Annotated in this window: 21 protein-coding genes; all 21 read left to right on the top strand. The window is 68.8% G+C overall.

Annotated elements, in window-relative coordinates:
- The first annotated feature begins 84 nt into the window (after positions 1 to 84).
- The 21 genes from LCL87_RS22895 (at position 85) to LCL87_RS22795 (ending at position 20,096) form a co-directional block, all read left to right on the top strand.
- Positions 85 to 1,437: an amidase family protein gene (locus LCL87_RS22895; protein ID WP_225023742.1), complete on the top strand. Its 1,353-nt coding sequence runs from the start codon at positions 85 to 87 to the stop codon at positions 1,435 to 1,437.
- A 261-nt stretch (positions 1,438 to 1,698) separates the two neighbouring features.
- The gene (ftsH, locus tag LCL87_RS22890) at positions 1,699 to 4,029 is read left to right on the top strand and encodes an ATP-dependent zinc metalloprotease FtsH (protein ID WP_225023741.1); all 2,331 of its coding nucleotides are present in this window, start codon (positions 1,699 to 1,701) and stop codon (positions 4,027 to 4,029) included.
- An 84-nt stretch (positions 4,030 to 4,113) separates the two neighbouring features.
- The gene (folE, locus tag LCL87_RS22885) at positions 4,114 to 4,731 is read left to right on the top strand and encodes a GTP cyclohydrolase I FolE (RefSeq protein ID WP_225023740.1); all 618 of its coding nucleotides are present in this window, start codon (positions 4,114 to 4,116) and stop codon (positions 4,729 to 4,731) included.
- A gap of 32 nt (positions 4,732 to 4,763) precedes the next feature.
- Positions 4,764 to 5,573: a dihydropteroate synthase gene (gene folP / locus LCL87_RS22880; RefSeq protein WP_225023778.1), complete on the top strand. Its 810-nt coding sequence runs from the start codon at positions 4,764 to 4,766 to the stop codon at positions 5,571 to 5,573.
- A gap of 25 nt (positions 5,574 to 5,598) precedes the next feature.
- Positions 5,599 to 6,000 (top strand): dihydroneopterin aldolase, encoded by a 402-nt coding sequence (gene folB / locus LCL87_RS22875; protein WP_225023739.1) that lies wholly within the window; start codon positions 5,599 to 5,601, stop codon positions 5,998 to 6,000.
- Positions 5,997 to 6,503, top strand: coding sequence for a 2-amino-4-hydroxy-6-hydroxymethyldihydropteridine diphosphokinase (gene folK, locus LCL87_RS22870; protein WP_225023738.1), 507 nt, complete (start codon positions 5,997 to 5,999; stop codon positions 6,501 to 6,503). Before folB ends, folK begins: the two co-directional genes overlap by 4 nt.
- A 5-nt stretch (positions 6,504 to 6,508) precedes the next feature.
- Complete coding sequence (locus tag LCL87_RS22865) at positions 6,509 to 6,976, top strand: DUF3180 domain-containing protein (protein WP_225023737.1); 468 nt, start codon at positions 6,509 to 6,511, stop codon at positions 6,974 to 6,976.
- A gap of 93 nt (positions 6,977 to 7,069) precedes the next feature.
- Positions 7,070 to 8,050, top strand: a complete 981-nt coding sequence (locus tag LCL87_RS22860) for a DUF6779 domain-containing protein (protein ID WP_225023736.1) — start codon at positions 7,070 to 7,072, stop codon at positions 8,048 to 8,050.
- Positions 8,051 to 8,185: 135 nt separating this feature from the next.
- Positions 8,186 to 9,112 carry a DUF2520 domain-containing protein gene (locus LCL87_RS22855; RefSeq protein WP_225023735.1) on the top strand — a complete coding sequence of 309 codons (927 nt, stop codon included), beginning with the start codon at positions 8,186 to 8,188 and terminating at the stop codon, positions 9,110 to 9,112.
- A complete protein-coding gene (gene panC, locus LCL87_RS22850; RefSeq protein ID WP_510850845.1) occupies positions 9,109 to 10,053 on the top strand; it encodes a pantoate--beta-alanine ligase in 945 nt (314 codons plus the stop codon). The genes LCL87_RS22855 and panC overlap by 4 nt, the downstream gene beginning before the upstream one ends.
- Before the next feature lie 34 nt (positions 10,054 to 10,087).
- Positions 10,088 to 10,510: an aspartate 1-decarboxylase gene (gene panD / locus LCL87_RS22845; protein ID WP_107984728.1), complete on the top strand. Its 423-nt coding sequence runs from the start codon at positions 10,088 to 10,090 to the stop codon at positions 10,508 to 10,510.
- Between the two features lie 4 nt (positions 10,511 to 10,514).
- Positions 10,515 to 11,327, top strand: coding sequence for a type III pantothenate kinase (locus tag LCL87_RS22840; protein ID WP_225023733.1), 813 nt, complete (start codon positions 10,515 to 10,517; stop codon positions 11,325 to 11,327).
- A 152-nt stretch (positions 11,328 to 11,479) separates the two neighbouring features.
- Positions 11,480 to 12,067: a cysteine dioxygenase gene (locus LCL87_RS22835; protein WP_225023732.1), complete on the top strand. Its 588-nt coding sequence runs from the start codon at positions 11,480 to 11,482 to the stop codon at positions 12,065 to 12,067.
- The gene (locus tag LCL87_RS22830) at positions 12,064 to 12,486 is read left to right on the top strand and encodes a rhodanese-like domain-containing protein (RefSeq protein WP_225023731.1); all 423 of its coding nucleotides are present in this window, start codon (positions 12,064 to 12,066) and stop codon (positions 12,484 to 12,486) included. The genes LCL87_RS22835 and LCL87_RS22830 overlap by 4 nt, the downstream gene beginning before the upstream one ends.
- Positions 12,487 to 12,680: 194 nt before the next feature.
- Positions 12,681 to 14,192 carry a lysine--tRNA ligase gene (gene lysS, locus LCL87_RS22825; RefSeq protein WP_225023730.1) on the top strand — a complete coding sequence of 504 codons (1,512 nt, stop codon included), beginning with the start codon at positions 12,681 to 12,683 and terminating at the stop codon, positions 14,190 to 14,192.
- 128 nt (positions 14,193 to 14,320) lie between these two features.
- Positions 14,321 to 14,674 (top strand): histone-like nucleoid-structuring protein Lsr2, encoded by a 354-nt coding sequence (locus LCL87_RS22820; RefSeq protein WP_225023729.1) that lies wholly within the window; start codon positions 14,321 to 14,323, stop codon positions 14,672 to 14,674.
- Positions 14,675 to 14,741: 67 nt separating this feature from the next.
- Entirely contained in the window at positions 14,742 to 15,488 is a 747-nt protein-coding gene (locus tag LCL87_RS22815) for a lipase family protein (protein WP_225023728.1), read from the top strand.
- 55 nt (positions 15,489 to 15,543) lie between these two features.
- Complete coding sequence (locus tag LCL87_RS22810) at positions 15,544 to 17,394, top strand: hypothetical protein (protein WP_225023727.1); 1,851 nt, start codon at positions 15,544 to 15,546, stop codon at positions 17,392 to 17,394.
- On the top strand, positions 17,391 to 18,572 hold the full coding sequence (locus LCL87_RS22805; protein WP_225023726.1) for an acyltransferase family protein: 1,182 nt from the start codon (positions 17,391 to 17,393) through the stop codon (positions 18,570 to 18,572). Before LCL87_RS22810 ends, LCL87_RS22805 begins: the two co-directional genes overlap by 4 nt.
- 85 nt (positions 18,573 to 18,657) lie before the next feature.
- Positions 18,658 to 19,236 carry a carboxymuconolactone decarboxylase family protein gene (locus LCL87_RS22800; RefSeq protein ID WP_225023725.1) on the top strand — a complete coding sequence of 193 codons (579 nt, stop codon included), beginning with the start codon at positions 18,658 to 18,660 and terminating at the stop codon, positions 19,234 to 19,236.
- Complete coding sequence (locus LCL87_RS22795) at positions 19,233 to 20,096, top strand: RNA polymerase sigma-70 factor (protein ID WP_225023724.1); 864 nt, start codon at positions 19,233 to 19,235, stop codon at positions 20,094 to 20,096. The genes LCL87_RS22800 and LCL87_RS22795 overlap by 4 nt, the downstream gene beginning before the upstream one ends.
- The last annotated feature ends 106 nt before the right edge of the window (positions 20,097 to 20,202 follow it).

Genomic DNA, 20,202 nt, shown 5'->3' with positions numbered 1-20,202 from the left:
GAAGAAGGGGAGTGCAGCAGGGTGGGTAGGACTCACCCCTCGGGGTACTCGAAATCTTATCGCCGACGGACGGATACTCGGCAGGTGCGAGATCATCTGGTCGAGGAATTCACCGCCACATCGATCGCAGCCCGGGTCCGCTCGGGTGAGCTTTCGCCCGTCGTCGCCGTCGAGGACGCGCTGCGCAGAATCGAGGATCGGGACCCTCGGGTCAACGCGTTCGTGCGCGTGATGCGGGACCGGGCGCTCGCCGAGGCGCGTGCGCTTGCGGAACGTCCGGACCTTTCCGATCTTCCCCTCGCTGGAGTGCCGGTCGCGATCAAGGACAACGTCGAGGTGTCCGGGGAGCCGATGCGAGACGGCTCGCTGGCCACGGATCCGGCGCCCTCGACCCACGATCATCCGACCGTGGCCCGGCTGCGGGCCGCGGGCGCGATCCCAGTGGGCCTGACCGCCGTCCCGGAACTGTGCGTGTGGGGTGCTGTCGACTCCCCGGGGCGGATCACCCGCAACCCGTGGAATCCCGCGTTCGGCCCGGGTGGTTCGTCGGGCGGCTCCGCGGCAGCGGTCGCCGACGCGATGGTGCCTGTCGCGCTCGCCGCCGACGGCATGGGGTCGATCCGGATCCCGTCGGCCTCGTGCGGTGTCTTCGGTATCAAGCCGGGCCGGGGACTCGTCCCGGCCGAACTCGGCGTGCACTCGTGGTTCGGGATGTCGGAGAACGGCCCCATCGCGTCGACCGTGCAGGACGCGGCCCTGATGCTGTCGGTGCTGGCCGGCCGGCCGGATCTGGCGCAGGTGCCCGCGCCGCGGCCGCTGCGGATCGGGGTCGCGACCAATACGCCGTCGCCGATCGTGCGGTTGGACGCCGAATGGGCGCGGGGGACCGCGGCGACGGCCGCACTGCTCGGCGAGTGCGGACACCACACTGTCTCCACGAAGGTGCCGTATCCGCCGAACATGACGGCAGCGTTCGTGCGCTGGTTCGCCGGCACCGCTGCGGATGCCGCCGGGCTGGACCCGGCGCTGCTGCAGCCGCGGACCCGACGTCACGCCGCGATCGGCCGCGTGATCGAGCGGGCGGGCCTGGTCCGGGAGTCCCAGGTGCAGCGCCTGGAGGCGCGGATTCGGCGGTTCTTCGCCGACCACGACGTGATCCTGACGCCGTCGCTCGCGCAGCCGCCGCTCCCCGCCGTCGCCTGGAGCGAGAAGTCGTGGGTGTCCAACGTCGTCGCCAACGTGCGATATGCCCCGTTCAGCGCGCTCTGGAACGTCCTCGGCTGGCCGGCCGCGAGCGTCCCGGTCGGTATGCACAGCGGGTCGGGAACCCCGATCGCCGTGCAGATCGCCGCGCCTCCCGGGGGCGAGTCGAAGATCCTCGCGGTGGCCGCCGAAATCGAGCGTCGTCAGGGATGGTCGCAGCACCCCGGCGTGTGAGATGCGGCACGAAACGGGTGGACACGCCGATCGATCGGCGCGGACCGGGAACCGGGACGGCACCGTCGTGCGTTGAACGCTTTGACGCCACTTCTCGGAGTGGATGGCTGCTACCAGGCGTCGAGCATCATCGTTCGCGGTAATCTGAGATGTCCGGACAGCCGGGAGTCGATATGTCCGGTACGCCGGACTCTTGACCCGTGAACCTGCACGAGCGTAGCCCGCACTACCGAAAGGACCGGCCGCCGTGGCCGAACCTGTATGAACCGCAAGACTGTGTTCCGCAACCTGGCGATAGTCGCCGGTGTCCTGTTGGTGATCTACGCCTTCAGCTACTTCGGTAACGACACGCGCGGCTTCAAATCGGTCGACACCTCCGTGGCGATCGCCCAACTCGACGCCAAGAACGTCGACAAGGCGCAGATCGACGACCGCGAACAGCAGGTGCGTCTGTGGCTCAAGAACGGCGACGCCACCGACGGCAAGACCGAGATCATCGCGAAGTACCCGAGCGCTGCCTCCGAGCAGGTCTTCGACAAGGTCGCCGGCTCCGGGGCCGAGCAGTACAACACCAGCGTGACGCAGGAGAGCTGGCTGACGTCGATCCTGCTGTTCGTGCTGCCGATGATCATCCTGCTCGGCATCTTCTTCTTCGTCATGCAGCGCATGCAGGGCGGCGGTCGCGGCGGAATGATGGGCTTCGGCAAGTCGAAGGCCAAGCAGCTGTCGAAGGACATGCCCAAGACGACGTTCGCGGATGTCGCGGGCGCCGACGAGGCAGTCGAGGAACTCTACGAGATCAAGGACTTCCTGCAGAATCCCGCGCGCTACCAGGCACTCGGCGCCAAGATCCCCAAGGGCGTGCTGCTGTACGGCCCGCCCGGCACCGGCAAGACGCTGCTGGCGCGCGCCGTCGCCGGCGAGGCCGGCGTGCCGTTCTTCACGATCTCCGGTTCGGACTTCGTCGAGATGTTCGTCGGTGTCGGCGCATCGCGCGTGCGCGACCTGTTCGAGCAGGCCAAGCAGAACAGCCCCTGCATCATCTTCGTCGACGAGATCGACGCCGTCGGCCGCCAGCGTGGCGCCGGACTGGGCGGTGGACACGACGAGCGCGAGCAGACCCTCAATCAGCTGCTCGTCGAGATGGACGGGTTCGGTGACCGTCAGGGCATCATCCTGATCGCCGCGACCAACCGTCCCGACATCCTCGATCCCGCGCTGCTGCGTCCGGGCCGGTTCGACCGGCAGATCCCGGTCGGTGCCCCCGACCTGGCCGGCCGCCGCGCGATCCTCAAGGTGCACTCGCAGGGCAAGCCGATCGCGCAGGACGCGGACCTCGAGGGTCTCGCCAAGCGCACCGTCGGCATGTCCGGCGCGGACCTGGCGAACGTCATCAACGAGGCAGCCCTGCTGACCGCCCGCGAGAACGGCACGGTGATCACCGAGGCGTCGCTCGAGGAGTCCGTCGACCGCGTGATCGGCGGCCCGCGCCGCAAGAGCCGGATCATCTCCGAGCACGAGAAGAAGATCACCGCGTACCACGAAGGCGGTCACACGCTCGCCGCCTGGGCGATGCCCGACATCGAGCCGATCTACAAGGTCACGATCCTGGCCCGCGGCCGTACCGGCGGCCACGCCATGACCGTGCCCGAGGACGACAAGGGTCTGATGACCCGGTCCGAGATGATCGCCCGCCTGGTGATGGCGATGGGCGGCCGTGCCGCCGAGGAACTCGTCTTCCACGAGCCCACGACGGGTGCGTCGTCGGACATCGATCAGGCCACCAAGATCGCTCGCGCGATGGTGACCGAGTACGGCATGAGTGCCAAGCTCGGCGCGGTCCGCTACGGCCAGGAGCAGGGCGACCCGTTCCTGGGCCGCTCGATGGGCATGAACTCCGACTACTCGCACGAGATCGCCCGCGAGATCGACGAGGAGGTGCGCAACCTGATCGAGGCCGCGCACACCGAGGCGTGGTCGATCCTCAACGAATACCGCGACGTCCTCGACATCCTGGCCCGCGAGCTGCTCGAACGCGAGACGCTCACCCGCAAGGACCTGGAGAAGATCTTCACGTCCGTCGAGAAGCGTCCCCGTATCACCGCGTTCAACGAGTTCGGTGACCGCACGCCGTCGGACAAGCCGCCGATCAAGACGCCGCGGGAACTCGCCGTCGAGCGTGGCGAGACGTGGCCGCCGGCCGCCGAGCCGACCCAGGCGATCCCGCAGCCCGCGTTCGCGCAGCGGGAGTCGACGGCTCCCGTGAACGGGCACGACACCCCGGATCCGAACCGGGCCCCGCGGCCCGAGCAGCCGTACCCGTCGGCGCAGCCGCAGCCGCAGCAGCCCCCGCACGGCACGATGCCCGACTACGGTGCCCCGGCCGGATGGTCGGCGCCGGGGTGGCCGCCGAAGGACACCGCCGAGAACCGGAATCGGCCTCAGCACGGCGGCTGGCAGCAGTACCCGCAGTGGGAGCCGCCGCAGCAGCATCCGGGTGGGCAGGGTGCCCGACCTGGGAATGAAGGGACCGGACGGTCTGATGACGATGCTCGGACGCAGGCCTGGGAGGGGCCGAGCGGCCCGCAGTAGTCGGCTCGCAACTAGGCTTGGCCCTGGCTCACCCCTACCTGGGTGAGCCAGGGCATTGAGCCCCGATTCTGGAGGTGCGGTCGGTTGTCGGTTAATCAGCTGGGGAGCGAGTCGGTCGCGCTCGTGACGGGGAGGCCTTTCGATCAGGCGCGTGCAGAAGCGGCTGTTCGTGAGTTGCTGATCGCGGTCGGCGAGGACCCCGACCGCCCGGGTCTGCTGGACACGCCGGCCCGCGTGGCGCGCGCGTACCGCGAGGTCTTCGCGGGGCTGTACACCAACCCCGACGACGTCCTGAACACGACGTTCGACGAGGGGCACCAGGAACTCGTCCTGGTCCGCGACATCCCGATGTACTCCACGTGCGAGCACCACCTGGTGTCGTTCCACGGTGTCGCGCACGTCGGCTACATCCCGGGTGCGGAGGGCCGCGTGACGGGCCTGTCGAAGCTCGCTCGACTGGTCGATCTGTACGCCAAGCGCCCGCAGGTGCAGGAACGGCTCACCAGCCAGATCGCCGACGCGTTGATGGCCAAGCTCGATCCGCGCGGCGCCATCGTCGTCGTCGAGGCAGAGCACCTGTGCATGGCGATGCGGGGGATCCGCAAGCCCGGCGCCAGCACGACGACGTCGGCGGTGCGTGGACTGTTCCAAACGAACTCTGCTTCGCGTGCCGAGGCGCTGGATCTGATCCTGCGCAAGTGATCGCCTTACCGCGCCCCGGCCGCCCCGTCGTGATGGGCGTCCTCAACGTCACCGCCGATTCGTTCTCCGACGGTGGACAGTTCCTCGATCGGGACGCGGCCGTCGCGCACGGTGTGCATCTGCACCGGCTCGGTGTGGACATCGTCGACGTCGGCGGCGAGTCCACCCGGCCGGGTGCCGCCCGGGTCGAACCACAGATCGAAGCGGAGCGCGTCGCGCCGGTCATCGCGGCGCTCGCCGCCGAGGGTGTGACCGTCAGCGTCGACACGATGCGGGCCTCGGTCGCGCAGGCCGCGATCGAGGCCGGGGTCACCATCATCAACGACGTCTCGGGCGGACGCGCGGACCCCGACATGGCCCGCGTCGTCGCCGATGCCGGAGTGCCCTGGGTGCTGATGCACTGGCGGCCTGCGGACGGATTCGTGCACGCCGGCGGTTCGACCCACTACGACGACGTGGTCCGGGACGTCCGCGACGAACTGATGGTCCAGGTGGACGCCGCGGTCGCGGCGGGGGTGGACCCGTCGGCCCTCGTCCTCGATCCGGGACTCGGTTTCGTCAAGGACCCCGACCACAACTGGCAGCTGCTGCACGCGCTCCCGGAGTTCGTCGAACTGGGCTTCCCGGTACTGATCGGGGCCTCGCGGAAGCGTTTCCTGGGATCGCTGCTGGCCGACGCGGACGGCACGGTACGTCCGCCGGCCGGGCGCGAGACGGCCACCGCGGTGATCTCGGCGCTCGCCGCCACCCACGGCGCGTGGGGCGTGCGAGTGCACGATGCGCAGGCATCGCTCGACGCGATCGCGGTCGCGTCGGCGTGGTCGCGGGGTTCCCAGCGTTGATTCTCGTTTGTGCCAGGAGGTGGCGGTGAGCGGTGGCAGTGACGTCTCGGGCGATCGCATCGAGTTGCGGGGCCTGAAGGTCCGCGGCAACCACGGTGTCTTCGACCACGAGAAGCGGGACGGTCAGGATTTCTACGTCGATGTGACGCTGTGGATGGATCTCGCGCCCGCGGCGGCGTCGGACGATCTGCAGGACACGTTCGACTACGGCGATCTGGCGCAGCGCGCCGCCGCGATCGTGGGCGGTCCGGCGCGGGACCTCATCGAGACGGTCGCGGCGGAGATCGCCGACGACGTCATGCGCGACGACCGCGTCCGCGGCGTCGAGGTGGTGCTGCACAAGCCGTCCGCGCCGATCCCGCTGACCTTCGCCGACGTCGCGGTGGTGGCGACCCGCTCGCGCACCGGCGCGGGGATCCCGCGATGAGTCGGGCCGTCCTGTCCATCGGATCCAACATCGGCGACAGCCTGGCGCACCTGCAGGGCGTCGTCGACGGTCTCCGGGACCACGTGGTGGCGGTCTCCCCGGTGTACGCGACGGCCCCGTGGGGCGGCGTGGAACAGCAGGACTTCCTCAACGCGATCGTCGTCGTCGACGATCCCGGCACGGATGCGCGGGGCTGGTTGCGTCGCGGACAGGAACTCGAGGCGGCGGCCGATCGCATCCGCGAGGAGCGGTGGGGTCCGCGCACTCTCGACGTCGACGTCGTCACGTGCGACGGCATCCGCAGCGACGACCCGGAACTGACACTGCCGCATCCGCGGGCGCACGAGCGGGCCTTCGTCCTCGTGCCGTGGCTGGCAGTCGAACCCGATGCGACGCTCGACGTCGACGGGGTCGAGGTACGGGTGGACCAGGTGCTCGCGCGATTGGACGCCGGTGAAAGGGACGGAGTTCGGCGGACGGCGCAGCGACTGGAACTACGGTAACTGTGATGAAGCCGACCCGGATCTGGGACCTGTTGTCACTGTCGCTGCTCGCGGCAGTGGCGACGTGGCTGATGCTGCGGGTCGCGTACGGCTCGATTCCCCCGATTCCGGTCTATGCCGGGGCGTCGCTGTACCCGGTTGCGCTCATCGAGACGATCCTCGCTTTCGTCGTCCGGTCGCGTGTTCGCGAGCATGCGATCGGTGACGGACCGCGCCAGTTGCACCCGATCACCGCGGCCCGCGCGGTTGCGCTCGCGAAAGCGTCCGCGCTGGTCGGCGCCGCGAGCGCGGGAGTATGGGCGGGGTTCCTGGTGTTCCTGTGGCCGAAGAGATCGCACTTGAGTGCAGCGGTCTCCGACAGTCCTGGCGTCATCGTCGGTCTGATTGCGGCCGTTTTGCTGGTGGCTGCCGCTCTGTGGCTCGAGCACTGCTGCCGCACGCCCGACACGCCGCCGGACGAACCCGCGCACTGACCCGGAAGCGCGTCGGATCAAACGGGCATAACGGATTGTTGCCACCGTTGTGTCCGGACCTGGGATCCCTCCCGGTCCGGCTACCCTGATCGCATGACGGTTCCCGGTCGCGCCAAGTCAGTACGCCGTAACCGGCGTAGTGCGAGCCAGATGATCGTCGCCGGCCTCGTCGTGCTCGCCGTGGTCGCGTCGCTCCTCTTGATCTTCAGTGAAAGTGTCCAGCTCCTGCGTGTGGGGCTGGTCGTCGCTCTCTGGGCGGCGACGCTCGGTGCGATCGCGATGACGAAGTATCGCCGCGAGTCCGCGCTCGACAAGGCCAAGGTCCGGGACCTGCAGAAGGTCTACGAACTCCAGCTCGAGCGCGAGATCACCGCACGCCGCGAGTACGAACTCGGTGTCGAGGTGCGGGTTCGCGGTGAACTGGGCGCGGAGGCCGAGACCATCGCGGCGCTGCGCGAGGAGCTCGCGGCGCTGCGCAAGAACCTCGAGGTCCTGTTCGACGGCCACCTACCCGAGGACCGGGTGGCGCTGCGCGCGGAGTCGATGCGCGTCCAGGAGCTCGCCGGCGGCTACCAGCCCGCTGCGTCGGGTCTGTTCGTTCCCGGTGCGGAGCAGCCGGCTCGGAACAACAACAACAACCAGCCCCCGGCCCCGCAGGGTCCGTCCTTCGCGACGCCGTACGACGAGCCGATGACGGCGGAGACGACGATCGTGCAGCCCGAGCCCCTCGACGTCGAGGCCGTGGACGACGAGGTCGAGAAGACCGCGTCGAAGCCGGCGCCGCAGCCGAAACCCGCGCCGCAGCCGAAACCCGCGCCGCAGCCGAAGCCTGAGCCGGTACCCGAACCCGAGCCCGAGCCCGAGCCCGAGCCCGAGCCCGAGCCGGAGCCGGAGCCGGAACTCGAGCTCGACGACGAGTCGCGCCCCGCCTCGCGGCGCTCGCGTCGGCTCTCGGAGGATTCCGAGAACGCGGGCGCGCACTCGAGCGGGCTGTCGGTCGCGGAGATCATGGCCAACATGAAGTCCGCCGAGGCGGGCGACGGCGCACCTCGGCGGCGTCGACGCGCGGAGTGACCACGCCGCACCGCTCGCAGAGTGAGCTGTAGATCACGTCGGTAGCACGTGGCGGCGCCTCTTCGCGCGGCGCTATTCTCTCCGCAGGACGTCTGGTACCCGCCGAGCGGGACTGGAACGAACGAGAGGACAAGTGTGACCTCTTTCGGGATCACCAATGGGCCTGCGCCTGCGCGATTGACGGTAGGAATCGTCTCCGCGGGTCGGGTCGGCACAGCAGTAGGCTCCGCGCTGGAGCGGGTCGGGCATCTGGTCGTCGCATGTTCCGCGGTGTCCGACGCCTCCGTCCACCGCGCCGAGACGCGTCTGCCGGACAGCGAGATCCTGCCCGTTCCCGAGGTCGCGGCCCGTGCGGAACTGTTGGTTCTCGCGGTTCCCGACGACGAACTCGAGGGTCTGATCAAGGGGCTGGCGGCCACCGAATCGGTGCGCCCGGGCACGATCGTCGTGCACACGTCCGGCGCCAACGGCATCGGAATCCTCGAACCTCTCACCGTGCAGGGCATCGTCCCGCTCGCAATTCATCCCGCCATGACCTTCACCGGACACGCCGAGGACACCGCGCGCCTGTCCGACGCCTGCTTCGGCATCACCGCGGCCGACGACATCGGCTACGCGATCGGTCAGTCCCTCGTCCTCGAGATCGGCGGCGAGCCCGTCCGGGTCCGCGAGGACGTCCGCCCGCTCTACCACGCCGCGCTCGCGCACGGCAGCAATCATCTGGTGACGTTGGTCGTCGATGCGGTCGCCGCGCTGCGCGTCGCGCTCGAGGGCCAGGAACTGCTGGGACAGGAACTCGTCGGCAGCGATCCCAACGGGCTGCCCGAGCGGGTGCTGCAGCCGCTGCTGTCGGCGGCACTCGACAACGCCCTGCGCCGCGGACAAGCCGCGCTGACCGGTCCGGTGGCGCGCGGCGACGCGGCGGCCGTCGCGAAGCACCTCGAGGTTCTCGGGGACGTCGACCCGCAACTGGCCGCCGGCTATCGCGCCCTGTCGCTGCGGACCGCGCAGCGCACCGGATCCAAGCCCGAACTGATCGAAGTACTCGAGGACCGAAGGTGAGCACTGTGACCGAAGCTTCTGCACTGCAGGGCGGATACAAGCGCGGCGAACTGACCGTGCACCACGACCCCGCGATCGTGACGCGGGTGTCGAAGGCGCTGCGCGGTGTCGGGCGCCAGGTCGCGCTCGTCCCGACGATGGGCGCCCTGCACGCCGGCCACATCGAGCTGGTGCGGCAGGCGAAGCTGACCGGTGCGGTCGTGGTCGTGTCGATCTTCGTCAACCCGCTGCAGTTCGGCGCGGGCGAGGACCTCGACGCCTACCCGCGCACCCTCGACGCCGACCTCGCACTGCTGCGTGCGGAGGGCGTCGAGCTGGTGTTCGCGCCCACGGCGGCCGCGATGTACCCGCACGGACCCCGCACCACGGTGCTGCCCGGCCCGCTCGGTGCCGAGCTCGAGGGCGGGAGCCGTCCGACGCACTTCGCCGGCATGCTCACCGTCGTCGCGAAGCTGCTGCAGATCGCCGCACCCAACGCCGCGTTCTTCGGCGAGAAGGACTACCAGCAGCTCACGCTGATCCGGCAGATGGTCCGCGACCTCAACTTCGACGTCCGGATCGTCGGGGTGCCGACGGTGCGCGAGCAGGACGGCCTGGCGCTGTCCTCGCGCAACCGCTACCTCGACGCCGACCAACGGCAGCTGGCCACCACGCTGTCGGCGGCGCTCGTCGCGGGCGCACACTCGGCGGCCGGCGGCGCGGAGGCGATCCTCGGCACCGCGCGCTCGGTGCTCGACGCCGTTCCCGAGATCGAGGTGGACTACCTCGAGGTCCGCGGCGTGGATCTCGGCCCGGCCCCGGAGCGCGGTGACGGCCGCCTCCTGGTCGCCGCCCGCATCGGCTCCACCCGGCTGATCGACAACGTCGGCGTCGCGGTCGGCACCGGATTCCTCGAGCGCGACGAACAGCCGGGTGACCCGGCCGTCGCGGACATCTACTGATCTCCTCTCCCACAGAAATACCGAAGGGCCGAACATGTTGCGCACCATGATGAAGTCGAAGATCCACCGGGCGACGGTCACGCACGCCGACCTGCACTACGTGGGTTCGGTGACCGTCGACCAGGATCTGATGGAGGCGGCCGACCTGCTCGAGGGCGAGCAGGTCACGATCGTCGACATCGACAACGGTGCTCGCCTCGAGACGTACGTGATCACCGGCGAGCGCGGCTCGGGCGTCATCGGGATCAACGGTGCCGCAGCGCATCTGGTGAACCCGGGCGACCTCGTCATCCTCATCGCCTACGGCGTGATGAACGAGCAGGAGATCCGCGAGTACGCGCCGCGTGTCGTGTTCGTGGACGGCGACAACAAGCCGGTCGAGCTCGGTTCGGACCCCGCGCACGCGCCCGAGGGTTCCGGTCTGATCACGCCCCGGATGCTTTCCAGTCTGGTGTAGGGCGGTGCTCCTCACCGTCGACGTCCGGAACACCAACATCGTTCTCGGACTGTTCACCGGCAGCGGTTCACACTCGAAGCTGGTGCAGGACTGGCGGATGCGTACCGATCCGCGGATGACCGCCGACGAGTTGGCGCTCAAGTTCCGGGGTCTGCTGGGCGTGAACGCGGAGCAGGTCACCGGTGTGTCGGCGCTGTCCACGGTGCCGTCGGTGCTGCGGGAGATCCGGGTGATGCTGGCCCGCTACTGGGACCACGTCCCACACGTCGTCGTCGAGCCCGGTGTGCGCACCGGGGTGCCGCTGCTGGTCGACAATCCCAAGGAAGTCGGCGCCGACCGCATCGTCAACAGTCTTGCGGCCCATCACTTCTACGACAGCGCCTGCATCATCGTGGACTTCGGCACGTCGACGTGTGTCGACGTCGTCTCGGCGAAGGGGGAGTTCCTCGGTGGCGCCATCGCGCCGGGCCTCGAGATCTCCACGGACGCCCTGGCGTCGCAGTCGGCGGCACTGCGCAAGGTCGAGCTGATCCGGCCCCGATCGGTGGTCGGGAAGAACACCGTCGAGTGCATGCAGTCCGGTGCCGTGTTCGGATTCGCCGGCCTGGTCGACGGACTGGTGCGCCGAGTTCGCGCGGAGCTCACGGCATTCGGCGGTACCGACGTCGCCGTCATCGCGACCGGCGACAGTGCGCCGCTGATCATGCCGGAGTGCGAGACCGTCGAACATCACGAACCCGAACTGACGCTCGAGGGCCTGCGCCTGGTCTACGAGCGCAATCTCGCGCGCCGCGGCGCCCGTCGTACCGAGGTCTGACGATCCGGGTTGCCGGCGTCCCCGCGTGTTCGGGGTTTCGTCGACGGCGATGTTGTGTCACACTGTTCGACATGTTCCGTTGCATGAGCGCCCAGGAGTGTTGTCGAGGCTGAACGCTGCCTTGACCAATTTCACTTCCTGGAGCTTTGCTCATGCATTCTGCTTATTCTTTCGGCGTTTCCACGCCTGCGCTCGACCTCTCCGCCCACCCCGACGTCCGTCGTCTCGGTTCGTCGTTGCCCACGCGTCTGCGTCCCGCCGACCTGCTGCGGATCACCGATCAGGGTGCTGCCGACGTCATCGAAGGCCGGCACGATCACCTGCTGCCCGCCGCCTTCCCGACGCTCGAGCGCTGGTCGACGCGGCTGCACTCCGACGACGACGTCGACGTCTGGCTGATCAGCTGGGTGCCGGACAAGTCCACCGAATTGCATGACCACGCAGGATCTTTCGGCGCGCTCACCGTACTGAGCGGCAGCCTCGCCGAGTACCGCTGGACGGACGGCGAACTGCGTCGCCGCACGCTCGACGCGGGCGATCAGGCCGCCTTCCCGCTCGGATGGGTGCACGACGTGATGCGCGCGCCCGGACCCGTCACCGACAGCACCGAACCCACGCTGAGCGTGCACGCGTACTCGCCGCCGCTCACTGCCATGTCCTACTACGAGGTCGCCGAGCACGGCGCGCTGCGCCGCACCCGTACCGAGCTGACCGATCTGCCCGAAGGGGGCTCCAAGTGACCATCGACCAGATGCTCGACGACGCTCGTTCCCAGCTCGACCGCATGTACGTCTTCGAACTCGTCGAGGCCCACCGCCGCGGCGCGATCTTCGTGGACATCCGCCCGCAGGCGCAGCGCGCACTCGAGGGCACGCTGCCCGGTGCGCTCGCGGTCGAGCGCAACGTCCTCGAATGGCGTCTCGATCCGTCCAGCAACGCGCACCTCGCGCTCGCGGTCGATCACGACGTCGAGTGGGTGATCGTGTGCTCGGAGGGCTACACCTCGAGCCTGGCAGCGGCGTCGCTGCGGCAGCTCGGACTGCACAAGGCGACCGATCTGGTCGGCGGCTACAAGGCGATCAAGGCGGCCGGTCTGCTCGGCGCGCTGATGGGGGAGCGGCACTGCACCCGCGAGCTGGCGTCGGTGTCCGCGCACTGACGTCCGTCCGTGGCCGAATGTCACATCGGTTCAGTTCGACTGGACGCGTGTGACATTCGGCCGAAACAGGAGCGGCGGTCCAGTGAAACGAAACCGTCCGGATGCTCCGGAGCCGAGCCCGGTCCGGGGGTTCCGGGCGTCGCCGTGATACCGGAGCCACGCTCGGCGAATGCCGCCCTATAGTCTTGGACCCCGTGAGTGAAGCACCCGCCCAGCCAGTAGACGACACCCCCGAGCAGCTCCGGATCCGCCGCGAGAAGCGGGAGCGGCTGCTCGCCCAGGGGCAGGAGCCGTATCCGGTCTCCGTGCCGCGCACTCACAGCCTCGCGGAGATCCGCGCGAAGTACCCCGATCTCGAGCCCGACTCGAGCACCGGCGAGCAGGTCGGTGTCGCCGGCCGCGTCATCTTCGTCCGGAACACCGGCAAGCTGTGCTTCGCGACGCTGCAGGAGGGCGACGGCACCCAGCTGCAGGCGATGCTGAGCCTGGCGAACGTCGGCGAGGACGCGCTCGCGGCGTGGAAGTCCGACGTCGACCTGGGCGACTTCGTGTTCGTCCACGGCGAGGTGATCAGCTCGCGTCGCGGTGAGCTCAGCGTCATGGCCGACGCGTGGCAGATGGCGGCGAAGTCGCTGCGTCCGATGCCGGTCGCGCACAAGGAGATGAGCGAGGAGTCCCGCGTGCGTCAGCGCTACGCGGACCTGATCATCCGGCCCGAGGCCCGCGACATGGCGCGCAAGCGCGTCGCCGTGGTGCGCGAGCTGCGCAACGCGCTCGAGCGGCGTGGCTTCCTCGAGGTCGAGACCCCGATGCTGCAGACCCTGCACGGCGGCGCCGCGGCCCGCCCGTTCGTCACGCACTCGAATGCGCTCGACATCGATCTGTTCCTGCGCATCGCACCGGAGCTGTTCCTCAAGCGCTGCGTCGTCGGCGGCATCGAGAAGGTCTTCGAGATCAACCGCAACTTCCGTAACGAGGGCGTCGACTCGACGCACTCGCCGGAGTTCGCGATGCTCGAGACGTACGAGGCCTACGGCACGTACGACGACTCGGCGAAGATGACCCGCGAGCTGATCCAGGAGGTCGCGCAGGCGGCGTTCGGTACGCAGGTCGTCACCCTCGCCGACGGCACCGAGTACGACCTGAGCGGTGAGTGGAAGACGATGGAGATGTATCCGTCGCTGTCCGCCGCGATCGGCGTCGAGGTCACCCCGGAGACCACCGTCGAGGAGCTGCTGGCGCTGGCCGAGCGGGTGGGTCTGGAGATTCCGAAGGACAAGGGTTACGGCCACGGCAAGCTCGTCGAGGAGCTGTGGGAGCACCAGTGCGGTGATCAGCTGTTCGAGCCGACGTTCGTGCGCAATTTCCCGGTCGAGACGTCTCCGCTGACGCGTCAGCACCGCAGCCTGCCTGGTGTCACGGAGAAGTGGGACCTGTACGTCCGCGGATTCGAGCTGGCCACCGGCTACTCGGAGCTGGTCGATCCGATCATTCAGCGCGAGCGTTTCATGGATCAGGCGCGTCTGGCTTCGGCCGGCGACGACGAGGCAATGGTTCTCGACGAGGAGTTCCTGGCGGCGATGGAGCAGGGTATGCCGCCGACCACGGGAACGGGTATGGGAATCGATCGTCTACTCATGGCGCTCACCGGATTGGGAATCCGGGAAACGATCCTCTTCCCAATTGTCCGACCTTCTGCGCGCTGACCGGCGGTTTCATATTATTTCGAATGCCAAGTCATCTAATTCGATGACGCGGGGTACTATTGCATTCGAGTTGCCGGTCAGGCGCTTGGCGTCCGAGTAAGGCGCGGGATTCGGAAGGAATTGACCCCATGGCAAAGAAGGTCACCGTAACGCTCATCGACGACGTCGATCAGAACGCGACTGCCGATGAAACCGTCGAGTTCGGCCTTGATGGGGTTGTCTACGAGATCGATCTGTCCTCGGATAATGCCGCGAAACTGCGCGAGCAGCTCGAGGTGTGGGTTTCGCATGCGCGCAAGGTGACGAATCGCCGTCGTGGCGGAAAGGGTGCCGCCGGCGCCGCTGCCACGTCGTCGCGGCCGTCGGTGGATCGTGAGCAGAGCGCGGCGATTCGTGAATGGGCGCGCCGTAACGGGTTCACGGTGTCCTCGCGTGGACGCATCTCCGCCGAAATCACCGAGGCGTACAACAAGGCGCACTGATTACGGCCCGAGCACGGCTCGGACGAATCGGTTCCGCCCGTAAAGACTCGCTGATAGCGTCCGCGCTGTGCAGCTGAGGCGAATCTTTACGGGCGTAGCGCTCGGGTTTTTCCTGCTGGTTTGTGCTTCCGGTCCGGCATCTGCACAAGAGGACCGCCCGGTTTCCTATAACTTCCTCGATGGAATACCACTGGAAATGGGCAATCCGGGTGGATCGGCGCCGGGATCGAACGACCGGACGTGTAAACCGTCGGCCGGCCATCCGAATCCGCTGGTCGTGGTACACGGAACGGGCGGAAACCGGCAGAACAATTGGGGCACCTATGCTGTGCTGTCGGCGAACGAGGATTACTGTGCCTTCGCGTCGACACAGGGCACTTTCGGCTATCGTTCGCGGCCGATTTCCGCCATGGGCGCGATGATGCCGATCGGACAGAGCGCCGAGCAGTTGCGCGATTTCGGGGTCGACAAGTATGTGTCGCCTGTCCCGCTGTGGAACGGCACGAACGCGTTCGATCTCCACGCGCCACAGGTGACCTACACCAACATCATGACCCGCTACGACGAACTGATCGTGCCTCACACGAGCGGGTTACTCGGGGTGCGCAATGCCACCGACATCGTGGTGCAGGACGGGTGCGCCGCGAACTTCGGCGAGCACGCGGCGATTGCCGCGGACCCGGTCGCCGCGGCATACGTGATGAATGCATGGGATCGGAACCATCCGCGCCGGCGCCGTGTGTATTCGTCGCGCCGATCGCGGGAGGCTGACCGCCCCGAGCGGCCCCCCACCGGACCCTCAGAAACGCATTAATTTGCGTGGGTAAGGTTCCGCAGCGGTGATCGGGCGGGTGGGAAGGAGTGAGCGAGTGCGAGCTGTTCCGGAGACGGGCACGGGCGATCCGACGGTGTCGTCGGACGCGCCGCCACGGAACCGGTGGTGGCCGCTCTCGTCTCGGCACGTCCTCACGCTCGCCGCGGCGCTCGTCGCGCTGCAACTGGTGGTGCGTGGCATCGTCGCGTTCTCGGGGGACTTCTACTGGGACGACCTGATCCTCGTCAGCCGGTCGGGGCAGTACCCGGTGCCGTCCGGTGCGTTCCTGTTCTACGACCACGACGGGCACTTCATGCCGGCAGCGTTCCTGGCCGCCTGGATCGCGACGACGCTGGCGCCGCTGAACTGGGTGGTGCCGGCGATCATGCTCGTCGTGCTGCAGGCCGGTGCCTCGCTCGCGGTGCTGCGGGTGCTGCGCCTGCTGCTGGGCACGCGGGCCGTCCTGTTGCTGCCGCTCACCTTCTACCTCTTCTCGCCGCTGACGCTCCCGTCGTTCGCGTGGTGGGCGGCGGGCCTGAACTCGCTGCCGATGCAGATCGGCCTCGCATGGGTCGCGGGCGACGCGATCCGGTTGTGCCGGACCGGGCGGCCACGGTTCGCGGTGTCCGGCGCCGTCGTCGCCGCGCTGTCGCTGGCGTTCTTCGAGAAGTCGGTGCTGGTGCCGTTCGTCGCGTTCGCGGTGGTGGTGCTGATGTATCGCGTCGACGGGATCGACCGGCCCGTGCGGACCGCGCTGACGAAGGGCCGCGCGCTGTGGATTCCGCTCGCCGCGGTCGTCGCGTGCTGGGCGGCGTCCTACCTGGCGTTCACCGAATCGCGGTTCGTGCTGCCCAGCGCGACACAGACCGTCGGGCTGTTCCACCACGGCACGTCGCTGGGCCTGGTCCCGACGCTGCTCGGCGGTCCGTGGGCGTGGGATCGCTGGCCGCCGAGCCCGCCGTGGGCGACGCCGCCGACGGTGCTGGTCGTGCTCGGATGGCTGGCCATCGCGGCGGCACTGGCCTGGTCGCTCCGCTACCGCGCACGCACCGGCTGGGTGTGGCTCGCGATGGTCGCGTACGTCGCGGCGTCCGAGACCGCGATGGTGCTCACCCGCTCCGGGCCGGACACCGCGTACGAACTGGCGCAGACGCTCCGGTACGTCGCGGATAGTGGCGTCGTGCTCGTGATCGGTTGGGCGCTGATCGTGCGCGCACCGCGTCGAGAGCACGTCCGACCGCTGCCGGCGGTGCCACCGGCCGCGGTCATCGGACTGGCCGTGCTGTTCGCCGCGAGCAGCCTGTGGTCGACGGTGACGTTCGTCGAGCGTTGGCGCGACAACCCGACGGTCGACTATCTCGCGCACGCGAAGCAGTCGTTGGCCGCGAACCCGGACACCCCGCTGCTCGATCAGCCGGTCTCGATCTGGGTGCTGCTGCCGGTCGCTTACCCGCACAACACCACCAGCTACCTGTTCGCGCCGCTGCGGGACCGTCCCGAATTCGGCCGGCACACCGACTTCCTGCAGTTGCTCGACGACTCCGGACGCCTGATCCCCGCCGCGGTGACCCCGACCCGGAGCATCGGGCAGGGCCCGGAACCGGGCTGCGGGTACCGGGTCAGGCCCGGCGGCGCCGAACTGCCGCTCGACGGTCCGCTCATCGACTGGGAGTGGACGGCCCAGCTCAACTACTTCGCGACCGCCGACGGCGTCGTCGAGGTGGGCCTCGACCGCAGCGACGACACCGTCACGGTGCCCGTCGAGTCCGGACTCAATCAGGTGTTCGTGCGTCTTTACGGCGCGGGCGAGGCGCTGCGCATCACGCCCGCGACGCCCGGGCTGGAACTGTGCGTGGGTGCGGGTCCTGTCGGCTCCGTCGTAGGGGCGCCGAAGGCCGGGTCGTGAGCGCGTCGGGCTACATCCGGTCGCTGACGGGCCTGCGGGCCGTTGCGGCGCTGCTCGTCGTCGGTGCCCACGCGGCGTTCTGGACGGGGCGCTACACCCCCGACCTGGCCGGTGGCGCGTTCTCCCGGCTCGAGATCGGCGTTTCGGTCTTCTTCGTCCTGTCCGGGTTCCTGCTGTCCCGGCCGTGGCTGCAGACCGCGGCGGGGGAGCGGTCACTGCCGTCGACGCGGACGTACCTGTGGCATCGGGCCCGACGCATCCTGCCGGCGTACTGGATCACCGTCGTCGCGACGTACGTGATCTATGCGTTCCGGGACGACGCGGGCGAGACCGGGCTGGGCTGGTCGGGCTTTCTGCGGAACATGACGCTCACCCAGATCTACGGGCCCGGGCACCTGCACACCGGTCTCACCCAGATGTGGAGTCTCGCGGTCGAGGTCACGTTCTACCTGCTGCTGCCGGTCATCGGCTGGCTGCTCGTGGTCGTCGTCTGCCGGCGGGAATGGCGTCCGATCCGGCTCGCGGTCGCGCTGCTCGCCCTCGTCGCGGTCACCCCGCTGTGGACGCTCGTCACCCACCACACCGACATCACCTTCACCGCCCGGCTGTGGCTGCCCGGGTTCGTCGCCTGGTTCGCGGGCGGGATGCTGCTCGCGCTGGCGTCGGTGACGGTCAAACGCTGCAACCCGTACGGGATGGGACTGCTGGCGCTCTACTTCCTGCTGCTCGCCTGCACCCCGCTGGCCGGGGAGGCGACGATCGTTCCGGCCGATGCGACCGAAGCAATCACCAAATCGATGCTGTACCTGGCCTTCGCGATGTCCCTGATCGCGCCGCTCGTGATCGGGGATCGTCCGGGCCCGCTGGGACGGCTGTGCTCGTCGGCCCCGATGGTGTGGCTCGGCGAGATCTCCTACGAGATCTTCCTCGTGCACCTCGTGGTGATGGAGTTCGTCGTCGGCATGCTCGGCTACCGGACGTTCCAGGGCTCGACGGTCGGCGTCTTCGTCGTCACCGTCGCGTTCTCCGTCCCGATCGCGTGGGCGCTGCACCGGACGCTCGAACGCGTGATCCCCTCCGGCCCGCGCGTGGAGCGGCGGGCGATGACGGTGGTGCGACGGGGCGACGACGGCATCGACGACGCCACTGCACTGCCGGCTCCCGTCCGGGTCGACTGACGACGGGTCAGAATCCGGCGCCGCTGTCACATCTACGGCGCGGCCGGTGTCTCCATGCCGAGTGCACGTGATCGGAGGAGGAATCATGACCAGCAATACCCGGATCCCCAGGGCCGAGTTGACCGGCCTCTACGGCGCGGTGGTCAAGCGGATGTCACGCAGGATGCTCGGCGACGTCGCCGAACCGGTGGAGGTGACGTGGCACAACCGAAAGGTGCTGAACTTCAGCTTCACCGTCGGACGCAAGACCCAGAAGTGGGACAAGTGCGACGAGAACCTCAAGTCGTTCGCCCACATGGCGGTCGCGAGCCTGGTCGGTTGCAGCTTCTGCCTCGACTTCGGCTACTTCCACGCCCACAACGAGGGCCTCGATCTCGTCAAGGCACGTGAGGTGCCGCGCTGGCGCGAGTCGGACGTGTTCACCCCGCTCGAGCGGGACGTGATGGAGTACGCCGAGGCGATGACCGTGACGCCGCCGACCGTCACCGACGAACTGTCGGCGAGGCTGCTCGACGCGCTCGGCCCGGCCGCACTGGTGGAGCTGACGGCGTTCGTCGCCGTCGCGAACCTCATGACGCGCACCAACACCGCGTTCGGTATCGAATCGCAGGGTTTCGCGGCGTCGTGTGGGCTGCAGCCGCTCGCCGTACGCTCGACGACATGACCGGCGACCCGTTCGTCGCGCACCGCAGCCTGCTCTTCACGGTCGCCTACGAGATGCTCGGCTCGGCCGCCGACGCGGAGGACGTCGTGCAGGAGACCTGGCTGCGGTGGGCGGATGTGGACCAGGAGCAGGTGCGCGATCCGCGCGCCTACCTGGTGCGCACGGTCACCCGCCAGTCCCTGAACCGGCTGCGGTCGCTGTCGCGGCGCCGCGAGGACTACATCGGTGAGTGGCTGCCGGAACCGCTGCTCACCACCCCGGACGTCGCCGACGACGTCGAACTCGCGGAGAGCGTGTCGATCGCGATGCTGACGGTGCTGGAGACCCTCGGTCCCGTCGAGCGGGCGGTGTTCGTGCTCCGCGAGGTGTTCGAGACGCCGTACCCGGAGATCGCGGAGGCGGTGGGCAAGACGCCGGCCGCGGTGCGGCAGATCGCGCACCGGGCGCGCGAACACGTCGGGGCGCGGCGACCGCGGATGCAGGTCGACCGAGCTCAGCAGGAGGCGGTGGTCGAGAAGTTCCTGGCCGCCGTCTCCACCGGCGACGTGCAGGCGCTGGTCGACGTGCTCGCCCCCGACGTCGTGGTGGTCGCCGACGGTGGCGGCATCGCGACGGCGGCGCGCAAGCCGATCGTCGGGGCCCGCCGGGTGGCGGCCTTCCTGTCCAAGGCGGCGACGCTGCCGGACTTCGTGACGACCACGACCTGGCTCAACGGCATGCCCGGCATCCGCATCGACGTCGGCGGCGAGGCCACCGCGGTGAGCGTCGTCGTGGAGGACGGCCGCATCACGCGGGTCTACGCGATCCGCAACCCTCACAAGCTGGGATCGCTGGACAAGGTTGCAGATCTGCGTCGCTGACGCGCGCGGTGATGTTCGCTTCAGGCGTACAGCCTCCGGGAAACGATTCCGCGACCTGCGGCGTTGAAGACTTTATGCAGGTCCGCTCCGCACGTTTGACGGGTGG

Origin of the sequence: Prescottella equi (assembly GCF_020171745.1) — a bacterium.
Lineage (GTDB): Bacteria > Actinomycetota > Actinomycetes > Mycobacteriales > Mycobacteriaceae > Prescottella > Prescottella equi_A.
The sequence above is the reverse complement of the archived record's forward strand: the minus strand, read 5'-3'. Positions and strand labels throughout refer to the sequence as shown.